Annotated in this window: 11 protein-coding genes; 10 read left to right on the top strand and 1 reads right to left on the bottom strand. The window is 59.6% G+C overall.

Annotated elements, in window-relative coordinates; translation table 11 throughout:
• The first annotated feature begins 17 nt into the window (after window positions 1–17).
• Genes WYH_RS03085 through WYH_RS03045 form a run of 9 tightly spaced genes read left to right on the top strand, consistent with a single transcriptional unit; the run spans window position 18 to window position 9,465 of the window.
• Window positions 18–638, top strand: coding sequence for an NADH-quinone oxidoreductase subunit J (locus tag WYH_RS03085; protein ID WP_046902668.1), 621 nt, complete (start codon window positions 18–20; stop codon window positions 636–638).
• Window positions 635–940, top strand: coding sequence for an NADH-quinone oxidoreductase subunit NuoK (nuoK, locus tag WYH_RS03080; protein ID WP_046902667.1), 306 nt, complete (start codon window positions 635–637; stop codon window positions 938–940). Before WYH_RS03085 ends, nuoK begins: the two co-directional genes overlap by 4 nt.
• 3 nt (window positions 941–943) lie before the next feature.
• Complete coding sequence (nuoL, locus tag WYH_RS03075) at window positions 944–3,007, top strand: NADH-quinone oxidoreductase subunit L (protein ID WP_046902666.1); 2,064 nt, start codon at window positions 944–946, stop codon at window positions 3,005–3,007.
• Window positions 3,007–4,539 (top strand): NADH-quinone oxidoreductase subunit M, encoded by a 1,533-nt coding sequence (locus tag WYH_RS03070; RefSeq protein ID WP_046902665.1) that lies wholly within the window; start codon window positions 3,007–3,009, stop codon window positions 4,537–4,539. The genes nuoL and WYH_RS03070 overlap by 1 nt, the downstream gene beginning before the upstream one ends.
• Complete coding sequence (gene nuoN / locus WYH_RS03065) at window positions 4,539–6,002, top strand: NADH-quinone oxidoreductase subunit NuoN (RefSeq protein ID WP_046902664.1); 1,464 nt, start codon at window positions 4,539–4,541, stop codon at window positions 6,000–6,002. Before WYH_RS03070 ends, nuoN begins: the two co-directional genes overlap by 1 nt.
• A 1-nt stretch (window position 6,003) precedes the next feature.
• Window positions 6,004–6,729 carry a biotin--[acetyl-CoA-carboxylase] ligase gene (locus WYH_RS03060; RefSeq protein WP_046902663.1) on the top strand — a complete coding sequence of 242 codons (726 nt, stop codon included), beginning with the start codon at window positions 6,004–6,006 and terminating at the stop codon, window positions 6,727–6,729.
• Between the two features lie 3 nt (window positions 6,730–6,732).
• Window positions 6,733–7,512, top strand: coding sequence for a type III pantothenate kinase (locus WYH_RS03055; RefSeq protein ID WP_046902662.1), 780 nt, complete (start codon window positions 6,733–6,735; stop codon window positions 7,510–7,512).
• Window positions 7,509–9,164 carry a ribonuclease J gene (locus tag WYH_RS03050; protein ID WP_244877951.1) on the top strand — a complete coding sequence of 552 codons (1,656 nt, stop codon included), beginning with the start codon at window positions 7,509–7,511 and terminating at the stop codon, window positions 9,162–9,164. Before WYH_RS03055 ends, WYH_RS03050 begins: the two co-directional genes overlap by 4 nt.
• A 4-nt stretch (window positions 9,165–9,168) precedes the next feature.
• Window positions 9,169–9,465: a DUF1467 family protein gene (locus WYH_RS03045; RefSeq protein ID WP_046902661.1), complete on the top strand. Its 297-nt coding sequence runs from the start codon at window positions 9,169–9,171 to the stop codon at window positions 9,463–9,465.
• A 6-nt stretch (window positions 9,466–9,471) separates the two neighbouring features.
• Here the strand turns inward: WYH_RS03045 and WYH_RS03040 are convergent, their stop codons facing one another.
• Entirely contained in the window at window positions 9,472–12,213 is a 2,742-nt protein-coding gene (locus WYH_RS03040; RefSeq protein WP_046902660.1) for a coiled-coil domain-containing protein, read from the bottom strand.
• A gap of 69 nt (window positions 12,214–12,282) precedes the next feature.
• Between WYH_RS03040 and WYH_RS03035 the strand changes: the two genes are divergently transcribed.
• Entirely contained in the window at window positions 12,283–12,594 is a 312-nt protein-coding gene (locus tag WYH_RS03035; RefSeq protein ID WP_046902659.1) for a hypothetical protein, read from the top strand.
• Window positions 12,595–12,626: the final 32 nt, after the last annotated feature.

The raw sequence follows: 12,626 nt of genomic DNA, 5'->3' as shown, positions 1-12,626 counted from the left end.
GTACCGTTCGGGGCATCATGATTCACACCTTCGCCTTTTATCTATTCGCCGTGCTGGTCATTGCCAGCGGAGCCTTGACGATCATGGCTCGCAACCCCGTGCATTCGGTGTTGTGGCTGATCCTGGCCTTCTTCAACGCCGCCGGCCTAATGGTCCTGGTCGGTGCCGAATTCATCGCCATGCTGCTGGTGATTGTATATGTCGGCGCCGTCGCGGTTCTGTTCCTGTTTGTCGTCATGATGCTCGACATCGATTTTGCTGAACTGCGGGCCGGGTTCGTCAAGAACTTCCCGCTGGGCATCGCGATAGCGATCATCCTGCTGGCGGAACTGGTGCTTGGTGTGGGCGCATATCGCGCCGGCGCGATGGAACTGGGCACTCCGATGGGCGACGCTGCGCCGATTATCGGTGAAAGCAATATCGAGAATATCGGTGCTCTGCTTTACGGCAAATATCTGTTCCTGTTCGAAAGCGCAGGTATCATCCTGCTCGTTGCGATGGTCGGCGCCATTGTGTTGACGCATCGCGAAGCACGCGCCGTGCGCGGTCACCAGAATATCGCGAAACAGGTTTCGCGCCGTCCGGAAGATGCGATCGTGAAGACGCGTCCGGAAATCGGAAAGGGGGTCGAGCTGTGATCGGCATCGAACACTATGTCGTGGTGAGCTCGATCCTGTTCGTGCTCGGCGTTCTCGGGATCTTCCTCAATCGGAAGAACATCATCGTCATCCTGATGGCGATCGAGTTGATCCTGCTTGCCGTGAACATCAATCTTGTCGCTTTCAGCGCATTTCTGGGCGATCTGACTGGTCAGATATTCGCGATGTTCGTACTCACTGTTGCTGCCGGAGAGGCGGCGATCGGTCTCGCCATCCTGGTGATCTATTTCCGTAGTCGCGGCACAATTGCGGTCGACGACGCCAACCGGATGAAGGGATAAGTCGTGTCCTCGGTTCTGGTAATCGTCTTCCTGCCGCTGCTCGCGGCGATCATCGCCGGTTTCGGTAACCGTGCCATCGGCAATGTTGCCGCCAAGGTCGTCACGACCGGCGCGCTGCTCATTGCCTGTGCACTCAGCTGGCCTATCTTCATCACCTTCCTTGCAGGCGATGTTCCCACCACGGTGGTGCCCGTCCTCAAATGGGTTCAATCCGGCGCGCTGACCTTCGACTGGGCGTTGCGCGTGGATACGCTCACCGCGATCATGCTGGTGGTTGTCACCAGTGTTTCCGCGCTGGTCCATCTCTATAGCTGGGGATACATGTCGGAGGATCCCGACCAGCCCCGCTTCTTCGCCTATCTTTCGCTGTTCACCTTCGCGATGCTGATGCTGGTGACCGCGGATAATCTGGTGCAGATGTTCTTCGGTTGGGAAGGCGTGGGCCTCGCGAGCTATCTGCTCATCGGTTTCTGGTTCAGGAAGCCCAGCGCCAGCGCAGCCGCGATCAAGGCCTTTGTAGTCAATCGCGTAGGCGACCTTGGCTTCATGCTGGGAATTTTCGGTACATTCCTGGTGTTCCAGACGACCTCCATTGCCGAGATCCTGGAAGCGGCGCCAGCTATGAAGGGTGCCTCTACCATCGGCTTCCTCGGCATGCAGCTCGACACGATGACGATCATCTGCCTGCTGCTGTTCGTGGGCGCCATGGGTAAATCGGCGCAGCTTGGCCTACACACCTGGTTGCCGGACGCGATGGAAGGCCCGACGCCGGTTTCCGCGCTGATCCATGCGGCAACCATGGTGACTGCAGGCGTGTTCATGGTTTGCCGCCTGTCACCGATGTTTGAAGCGGCTCCGGCGGCGCTGACCTTCGTCACTTTTGTCGGCGGCGCCACCTGTTTCTTCGCCGCGACGGTTGGCACGACCCAGTGGGATATCAAGCGCGTCATCGCTTATTCCACCTGTTCGCAGCTCGGCTACATGTTCTTCGCCGCAGGCGTAGGCGCGTATGGCGCGGCCATGTTCCATCTCTTCACGCACGCCTTTTTCAAGGCATTGCTGTTCCTCGGTGCCGGCTCGGTCATTCATGCCATGCATCACGAACAGGATATGCGGTACTATGGCGGCCTGCGTAAGCACATCCCGATTACCTTCTGGGCGATGATGGCCGGGACGCTGGCGATTACCGGCGTCGGTATCTACTGGCTCCATGCCGGCTTCGCGGGCTTCCATTCCAAGGACGCCATTCTCGAAGCAGCATTCGCCAGCGGTACCGAAATGGGCCGTACGGCTTTCTGGCTGGGCGCGTTTGCCGCATTGCTGACCAGTTTCTATTCCTGGCGCCTGATGTTCCTCACGTTCTGGGGCAAACCGCGTTGGGCAGAAAGCGAGCATATCCAGCACGCCGTTCATCACGGACATGCTGAACCGAACGATGCTAATCCGCCTTCACAGGAAGACGCCGGGCATGACGTCGCTCATCACGTGCCCTCGAACGATCATGAAGATGGCACTGCCGGCTATCATCCGCATGAAAGCCCGTGGGTAATGCTCGTGCCGCTCATCGTGCTGTCGTTCGGTGCCGTGTTTGCCGGTTACATATTCAGCCCGAGCTTTATCGAAAGCGAGGCCTTCTGGAACGGCTCGATCGCGTTCAATGAGCATTTGATCCATTCGATGCATGAAGTGCCGCTCTGGGTGAAGCTGTCGGCCAGTATCGTGATGCTGATCGGGCTGGCGATCGCCTGGTATGCCTATATCCGCAACACCTCGGTGCCACAGAAGGCGGCAGCGCAGCTGGGGCCGATCTACCGCTTCTTGTTTAACAAGTGGTATTTCGACGAGCTCTACAATTTCATTTTCGTGAAACCCGCCTTCTGGCTCGGCCGCCAGTTCTGGCAGCGCGGCGATGTCGGCCTGATCGATCGCTTCGGCCCCAATGGTGCGGCCTGGGTGGTCGAGAAAGGTTCCGTTCTCGCCCACAAGATCCAGTCGGGTTATCTCTATAGTTATGCATTGGTGATGCTGATCGGCCTTGTCGCGGCAATCAGCTGGGTGCTCGTCTGATGGAAGGCTTCCCCATTCTCTCCTTGATGTTGCTCGTCCCGCTGGTCGGTGCGATTGCCTGCCTGTTCTCCGAAGCAAAGACGGCACGCGCCATCGCGCTAGCGGCCACGCTGATCGATCTCGCTCTGGGCATAGTGCTCTGGGCCAATTTCGACATTGGCGGCGCGCAGTGGCAATTTGTCGAACGCGCGCCGATCTTCGCCGGTTTCGAATGGGCGCTGGGCATTGATGGCATTGCCCTTATGCTGATCGTACTCAGCGTGTTCCTGATGCCGATCTGCATCGGTGCGAGCTGGAATTCCATCACCAGGCGTGTCGGCGAATACATGTCCGCCTTCCTGATGATGGAAGTGCTGATGATCGGCGTCTTCGCCGCGCAGGACCTGTTCCTGTTCTACATCTTCTTCGAAGCAGGCCTGATCCCGATGTATCTGATCATCGGTATCTGGGGCGGCGATAACCGGATCTACGCCAGCTACAAATTCTTCCTCTACACGCTTCTCGGATCGGTTCTGATGCTGATCGCGATGCTGTGGATGGTGAATGAAGCCGGCACGACGGATATTCCGACCCTGATGGCCTATGATTTCCCGGTACAGGCGCAAATCTGGCTGTTCCTCGCTTTCTTTGCCAGCTTCGCGGTCAAGATGCCGATGTGGCCTGTGCACACATGGTTGCCCGATGCGCACGTTCAGGCGCCGACAGCTGGGTCGATCATACTTGCCGGCGTCCTGCTCAAGATGGGTGGATATGGCTTCATCCGTTTCTCGCTGCCCATGTTCCCCGATGCCAGCGCCGAACTGGCCTGGCTGGTCTGGGGGCTGTCCATGGCTGCGGTGGTGATCACCAGCCTCATTGCGCTCGTGCAGCACGATATGAAAAAGCTGATCGCCTATAGCTCGGTTGCCCATATGGCGATCGTGACGGTCGGCCTCTTCGCCTTCAACACGCAGGGTCTGGAAGGCGCCATGATCATGATGCTGAGCCACGGGCTCGTATCCGGTGCACTTTTCCTCTGTGTCGGCGTAATCTACGATCGGCTGCATACACGCGAGATCAGTCGCTATGGCGGGTTGTCGATCAACATGCCGCGTTACGCGACCTTCTTCATGCTGTTCACGATGGCCAGCATCGGCCTTCCGGGCACGAGTGGCTTTGTCGCGGAATTTCTCAGCCTTGCCGGTATCTACCAGGTTTCAAGCTGGGCGGCTTTCGTGTGCACCACCGGCATTATTCTTGGCGCTGCATATATGCTTTATCTCTATCGCCGCGTGGCTTTCGGAGAGCAGAAGAACGCTGATGCCGCGGCCATGCCGGATCTCGACAAGCGTGAATGGCTGATGCTCGGTTCGCTGGCAGCAGCCGTGATGTGGATGGGTATCTATCCGGAAAGTTTCCTCGCTCCCATGCGGCAGGATATCCAGGCACTCGACGCCCGCCTGGCCCCTTCTGCGCCTGAGAGCGATGCACATTTGACAATTGGCGAGCCGCAGGCCGCCGAAGAAGACGAAGCGCACGGGGAGGCGCACTGATGGAATTCAAGGCCTCCCTTGCGCTGATTGCGCCGGAGATCCTGCTGTCGTTGAGCGGTCTCGCGTTGTTGCTTGTTGCTGCATGGTCGGGCGACAAGGCGTCGCGCACCATCAGCGTGCTCGCCTGTGTCGCGCTCGGCGCGTGTTTCTTCCTTGTAGCTCCGGCAGTTTGCGCGGGCGCTGCAGGGCCGGATACCATGGCATTTGGCGGGCAGTTCCGTGCCGACGCCTTTGCCGGTTTTGCCAAGCTGATGATCTTTGCGGCATCGGGTGCGGTGCTGATCGTGGCTCCGTCCTTCCTGGAGCGCACTGGATCGATGCGCGCCGAATTCCCGGTCCTCGTGCTCTTCGCCACGCTTGGCATGAGCATCATGGTTTCGGCGACGGACTTGCTGACCCTCTATATCGGTCTCGAACTGAACAGCCTTTCCGCCTACGTACTCGCAGCGTTCCTGCGGAGCGATAACCGTTCGGCAGAAGCTGGTCTCAAATATTTCGTTCTCGGTGCATTGGCGAGCGGCATCCTGCTGTTCGGCATGAGCCTGACCTATGGTTTTACCGGCACGACGAGTTTTGAAGGTATTCGCGTTGCACTGGATGGTGAACTTGCCACCGGTGCTCTGTTCGGCCTGATCTTCGTGCTGGCGGGTCTGGCCTTCAAGATGAGCGCCGTCCCCTTCCACATGTGGACGCCCGATGTTTACGAAGGCGCACCCACGCCGGTTACCGCCTTCTTTGCCACTGCGCCCAAGGTCGCAGCGGTCGCGCTGACAGCCCGTGTCGCTCTGGATCCGTTCGGGATGCAGGCCGATGCGTGGCAGCAAATTGTGGTATTTGCCGCCCTGGCTTCGATCGTGGTCGGCGCATTGGGCGCCATCGGGCAGTCTAATGTCAAACGACTGCTGGCCTATTCGTCGATCAACAATATCGGCTTCATCCTCATCGGCCTGGCAACGGGTACGCTCGCAGGCGCCAGCGCCATGCTCGTTTACCTCGCGATCTATGTGGCGATGACTGTCGGCAGCTTCGTCGCCGTGCTCATGCTGCGCGATGCGGATGGCAATCCGGTGGAGGCAATTTCCGATCTGGCCGGTCTTTCGACCACCCGTCCTGCTCTGGCATGGTGCCTCATGGCGCTGATGTTCAGCACGGCCGGCATCCCGCCCCTGTTTGGGTTCTGGGGCAAGTTTGTGGTGTTCCGTGCTGCGGTCGAGGCCGATCTTATCGTGCTGGCGGCGCTGGGTATCGCTGCTTCGGTGATTGGCGCGTTCTATTACATCAAGATCGTCAAGATCATGTTCTTTGACGAACCGGCCAACAAGGTCGTCGGCAAGAGTGACTGGTCGCATTGGGCGCTGCTGGCCATCAGTACGGTGTTCATTTCTCCGCTCGGTTATCTGTTGACGGGTTGGTTGGGCGACCTGGCTGACAGCGCTGCCGCGTCGCTGCTATTGCTGGCCTGATTTGTCGGCGCGCTTCGAGACTGTTCGCGAAACCGGATCGACGAATGCTGATCTGATCGCGCGTCTGGAAGCGGGCGAGAACATTGCCGAAGGAACATGGCTTGTCGCCGACCGGCAGACATCCGGTCGGGGCAGGCAAGGGCGGAGATGGCTGGACGCGCGCGGCAATTTCATGGGGTCGACAGTGGTTCATTTGTCGCCCCAGGATCCGCCGGCACCCAGCCTCTCCTTCGTCACGTCCCTGGCGGTGTACGAAGCCGTGTTCGCCACCCTTGCGCGTCCATTAGGTGTTTTCCTCAAATGGCCGAATGACGTGCTGATCGCGGGATCGAAATTTTGCGGCATCCTGCTTGAACGCCGGGGCGACTACGCCGTTATCGGTGTCGGGGTAAATCTCGCTGCCGCACCCCGACTTGCCGATCGGGAAACACGTAGCCTGGCCGATTCCGGCCCTGTTCCCGGTCGCGATGCCTTTGCGCGTGAATTGGCGCACCAGTTCGATCGCGAACTCGGGCGCTGGCGCCAGTTCGGCCTTGGTCCGCTGTTGACGCGTTGGTTATCAGCGGCACATCCAATCGGCTCCGCCCTTTCGGTTCATGACGGCAAAGGGCAGAAAACCTCCGGCAAGTTCGAAGGGCTTGCGCCGGATGGAGCGCTGCAACTGCGCTTGGATGACGGGACAATGCATGTCATCCATGCCGGTGACGTGGAGCTGGAAGGAAACTGAGCAATGCTGCTCGCTGTCGATGTCGGCAACACCAATGTCGTATTCGCCTTGTTCGATGGACGGGATATTCGCGCGCGTTGGCGGATCGCCACTGATCCGCGGCGGACGGCGGATGAATATGCCGTCTGGTTGTTGCAGTTGCTGGCCATTGAAGGCGTGGATCGCTCTGCTATTTCCCAGATGATCGTTTCCACTGTGGTGCCCCGCGCGCGCCATAATCTTGAAGTTCTGGGCGAAAAATATTTTGGCCTGTCGGCGCTTTTTGCGGGGGAAGGGCAGGCTGCCTGGGATTTCCCCATCGATGTAGGAGAACCACGCTCACTGGGCGCAGACAGGGCAGTGAATGCCCTTGCCGCTCACGCAAAATATTCGGGCGATCTGATCGTCATAGATTTCGGCACCGCGACCACATTCGACGTGGTCGATTTCAACGGTGCCTATAAGGGGGGCATTATCGCACCAGGGATAAATCTGTCCCTGGATGCGCTGGTCAACCAGACTGCGAAACTGCCACGCATCGCCATAAGGAGCCCGGCGACAGATTCCGTCATCGGCACCAATACCGAGGATCAGATGCTGATTGGTGTCTTCTGGGGTTATGTCGCGATGATGGAAGGCCTGATCGCGCGGCTTCGGGGGGAGATCGGGCGCCCGGCCAAGGTAGTGGCAACCGGGGGGCTTGCCCTCCTGTTCGATGAACATACGGAGATATTTGACGCGGTGGATACCGATTTGACGCTGGAAGGCCTCGCATTGCTCGCTCGAAAGGCCGGCGCACAGTGAAAAAGAACTACACACCCGAGGACGAATTGCTGTTACTTGCGCTTGGCGGCTCGGGGGAGATTGGCATGAACGTCAATCTCTATGGCTGTCAGGGCAAATGGCTGATGGTCGATCTCGGCATGAGTTTCGGTGCCAATGAATATCCCGGGACTGAACTGCTGTTTGCCGATCCTGAATTCATAGAGGAACGGGCCAAGGACCTTCTTGGCATCGTGCTGACCCATGCGCATGAAGATCACATCGGCGCAGTTCCCTATTTCGCGGCCGAACTGGGCGTGCCGGTATATGCCACGCCGTTCACGGCTGATCTCGTCCTGCGCAAGCTGGAGGAGGCCGGCATTGCCAAGGATGTCGATCTCTATGTGATCGAAGAGGATCACGGCAGCATCGAGCTCGGCCCGTTCGAGATAACCTATATCCCGCTCGCCCATTCGATTGCAGAGGGGAATGCGCTGCTGATCGAAACGCCTTTCGGCCGGATATTTCACACGGGCGACTGGAAACTGGACGAGGAACCGTTGGTGGGTGAACCCGCCACGGAAGAGGAATTGGTCGCAATCGGGGATGAAGGCGTGCTGGCGCTGGTCTGCGATTCCACAAATGTGTTCAATCCTGTTCCCTCCGGCTCGGAAGGTGCGGTGTACCGCGGGCTGCTGGAGGAAGTTCAGCGTCATGGCGGCAAGCGGGTGCTCGTCACCACTTTCGCTTCCAATGTCGCGCGCCTGCAAACCCTGGGCCATGTCGCGCAGGAGACGGGGCGAAAATTATGCGTCGCCGGACGCTCCCTGGAACGGATAATCGAAGTCGCGCAGAATAACGGTTATCTCCAGCATTTCCCCGAACCTGTCGATTTCGACACGGCCATGGCGCTCCCGCGCGGAGAAGTGTTGATCATGGCCACGGGCGGGCAGGGCGAACCGCGTGCGGCATTATCGCGCATTGCGGAGGATAACCACCCGATCAGCCTGACCAGCGGGGATGTCGTGCTGTTCTCAAGCCGTCAGATCCCCGGCAATGAAATCGCCATCGGCCGCGTGCAGAACCGCCTGGCGGAACGCGGTATTCAGATGGTGACTGACCGGCAAAGCGAAATTCACGTTTCAGGCCACCCGGGAAGGCCGGAGCTGGAAGCGCTTTATGGCTGGCTCCGCCCCGATATTCTCGTGCCCGTTCATGGCGAAATGCGCCACATGCAGGAACAGGCGCGGCTCGGCCTCGACCACGGTATTGCCAATGCCGTGGTACAGAAAAACGGCGATATCGTCCGCATTGCGCCCGGTGCGCCAGGCAAGATCGCGGAGGTTCACAGCGGCCGGCTTGTCCTGGACGGTGACATTATCGTACCCGCCGATGGCGAAGCGATTACCATGCGCCGCCGCCTCGCGCGGGATGGCATGTTGATCGTGATCCTCGATCGGCAGGGGAAGGCGCGGATCGAAGGCATCGGCTTGCCGCTGGATGAAGATTATGCCGCCTTCATCGAAGAGGCGCAGGACGACGTTGCCAGTGCAATCGCAAAGCTGAAGGGCGCGGCCCGGCGAGATCGGGATACGGTCCGCGAAGCCGCGCGGCTTGCCGCTCGCCGTGCGGCGCAGCGCTGGTCGGGCAAAAAGCCCCAAACGCGCGTGATCCTGCCGGAAGGGACGGAATAGAACCATGGCGTGGACTTCCGTACTGGCAATCTATTTTCTCTGCTGGGTCTTCAGCGCGCTGGTGATGCTGCCCTTCGGGGTGCGAACACATGATGAAATGGGCATCGAGAAGATACCCGGCCAGGCCGACAGCGCCCCTGCCAATTTCCGGCCGGGCCGCGTGATCCTGCGCGCGACGATCATGGCCACGATAGTTTGCGGCCTTTACGTCTCAAATTACATCTATGGCTGGATCACGCTGGAAGATATCGACTTCTTCGGCGCGGGGCCGCCCGGATATAGCGACCCCGAAAATTATTGAGCCGCATCAGTTGCGCAGGCGATCGATCGCCTGCGCCAGCGCCACATAGAGCTTGCCGATTTCGGAAGAGAGGACGGTGACGGCCAACGCATTGCCGTCCCGGGTCGACAGGACCGATCGCAGCATCGCTTCGAAATCATGGATATAGCGGTTCACCGTCTCGCGGAACTGCTGTTCTTCGCCATACAGTTCGGCAACAGCCTTGGCATCCTGATTGTCGAGCAGGCGCACGGCACGCCGGGTAAAGATGCCCCGGTCGCCCTTCAGGTAACTGGACCAGGCGGTGTCGGTCACTTCGGTGTCGAAAGCCTTGGCGATATCGATCGCATTGGAATTCAGGCTTTCCGTGATCAGCGCCATCCGCCGGCTGAAATCATTGTCCACCTGTTCTTCCGCACGGGCCCGCGCATGGGCAACCCGCCGTTCCAGATTGCCGGCCAGTTCGTTCACCATGGACAATTGATCGCGTAGCTGGATCGCGGTTTCGCGTCCGGCTTCGCTGGCCCGGGAGGCACTGCTCTGCAGCAGTTCCAGGGCTTTCTCGGCATGTTCGCTCACCGCGCTGCCAATGGCTTCGTGACTGTCCGCGGCAATCCGTTCGGCAATATTGCGGATCGCTGCTGCCTGTTCCTCGCTCAACTGACCAAGCGCGCCATTGGCCTTTTCCTCGAGCAGGGCAATCGCGGAACTCAGTTCTTCGCGGGCGTGTTCCGCCAGGTTCCGGGACCGGTTGGCCAGTTCGCCAAGCCGCGCTTCCATCTGGGTAATCTGTTCCAAAGCATCTGTGCCGCCGCTCTGCGCATTCTCGACATTGCTGGCAAGCTGGGCACTCTTGGATCCGGCATCGGCGATCACGTCGCGCAATTCGCTGGCCTGCTTGCGGAAGGCAACCAATCGTTCCTCGGCATCGCCGATTGCGCGGGGCAGTTCCTCCCCGCTATGTTTCGCGCCCGCACGGATGATTTCCAGCAGACGCACACTGTGATCCGTAAGAGCCGAAACTTTCTCGGTATTTTCGTTCAGGACATTGCGGCTTTCGGTCAGCTTGGCAGCCAGTTCGCCGGCGGCATTGGTCAGCCCGTCCTGCGCCTTGCGGCCGAGATAGGAAATCCGCTCGATCTCCGATCCCAGTTCGGTCAGCCTGTCGGCGAGAGCGTCTCCTCTCTCGGCCAGACCGGCCACATGGGCGAGTTGTTCCTCCTGCCTTTCAGTGATCCGCGCATCGAAGGCAGCGAACCGCTCCTCGATCTCGGCAAGCGAACTGGTTTCCCGCTCTTCCGCCAGCTTGTTCCGTTCGGCAAGCTGAGCCTCGAACGCTTCAAACCGTTCGACTATCATCGCATCGACGCGGGCAGCTTCGCTGCTCAGGGCATCAAGCCGTTTGCGCGCATTGTCGAGTACCTGCTGATCGACTTCGGAAATCTTGCGGATGGCATCGAACATACGCTCTTCGAGGCCGGAAACCGCCGCAGACCAGGCCTCCGCTGCATCGCTTTCGCTCTCGCGAAGCGACCGGCCGATGCGGCCGCCTTCCTCGCGCAATTGGGCAAGCCGGCTGCGCAGCACGTCCAGTGCCGATTCCTCGGCAGCCTGAATTGCCTGCCGCTTCCCTTCCAGCTCTTCTTCCAGGGCGCTGGCACGCAGGCGCATTGCATCCACTGCCGCCTTCTCGCTCAGCGTCAATTCCTGACGCAGCGCCGTCGACCGGCTGCGAAGTGTTTCGAATGCTTCGTCCTCGCTGCCCTTGATCTCCGCGCGGCGGGATTCGAGTTCCTCTTCCAACGCGGCCGCACGGCGGCGCAGGGCTTCGACCGCTTCGGTCTCGTGACCATCCAGCTCTTCGCGGAAGGCGATGCTCTGTTCCTTGAGCGCTTCAAACCGATCATCCGCCAGTCCGCCAAGGGCACGGGCCTGCTCTTCAAAAGCAGAGATCGCCGCATCGACCTTGGACCGAAGCGTTTCGACCTGGTGTTCGCTTGCTTCGCCGAATTCATTGAGCCGCTTCATGCCTGAAATCAGCTCGTCCAGCTGAACCCGCGCCACCTGGCCGACATTGCCGATCTGGTTGCTGACATCGCGCGCCGAATTGGAGATCACCGGCAATTCGCTGCGCAATTGGCCCATATTCTCCAGCGCAGTGTCGCTGACCCGCGCAATGGCTTCCACCTGTTCGCCATTATCCGTGATAAGGCTCTGCAATTCCTGCGCATTCCTGGATAGGCGCTCGCTCGCAATCCGGCCAAGAGCTTCAAGATCGCGGGACTGGGCAGCGATGAATTCCCGGGCCAGGCTGAGTTCGCGATTGACGACGGTAAGCCGGCTTTCCAGCAGCGCGGATTCGCGCGAAAGCAGATGTGCCGTGGCGCCGAAGCGAGCCGCTTCACGCCTGCTGTTGCGCATGGACAGCAGCCACAGGCCGATCACGAGCAGGACCGGAACCGACCAGTCGACTATCCATTCCACCCAGCGGGTGGGCGGGGCACCATCCAGTATCTCCGCCTGATAAACCCAACCGAAAAACACTGACCACACGACTATGGCCAGCGCTGCAAACGCGGGCGCCAGCCAAGCAGGAGTGGTAGACCCATCCTCTTCGGGCTCTTCTATCCATTCCTCTTCGACCTCGTCGGCCGGTTCGGGCAGAACCTCCATATTGTCAGCTGCGTCACGTTCTTCCGACGCGACATTTGCAGCATCGGTGCTGCGCGATTCCGGGCCAATGGCCACCAGGTTTTTCCTGCCAGACATGAACTTTCAATATCACAGGTCCGTGCGCGATAAACCCCAGCTTAACACCTCATCCACTATCGAACCGAAATGGCCAATGAATCGGGCAATTTCGACGCACATCTCGCCGCTGCAGCCGGTGAGGATCCGGGTCTTGTATCTGAACTGCGGGCATGTTTTCTGGAAAGCATGGCCCAGCAGATCGATCTGCTGCAACGCGCCCGTTGCGATGGCAACTGGATCACCGCAGCCCAGAGACTGAAGGGGCTGGGTGCCAGCTTCCATTCGCAGACCCTGATCGGTCTGGCCGACGAAGCGCTGGATGGGGCACCGGGAGACCCCGTGATCATCCGCAGACTGGCAGAGTTTTCTGCGAGTTTCCTTCCATCTGCGACAAACTGATTCCGCTCCCGCTTGGCAGGTGCTTCACAAGC

Origin of the sequence: Croceibacterium atlanticum (genome assembly GCF_001008165.2) — a bacterium.
GTDB classification, from domain to species: Bacteria; Pseudomonadota; Alphaproteobacteria; order Sphingomonadales; family Sphingomonadaceae; genus Croceibacterium_C; species Croceibacterium_C atlanticum.
The sequence above is the reverse complement of the archived record's forward strand: the minus strand, read 5'-3'. Positions and strand labels throughout refer to the sequence as shown.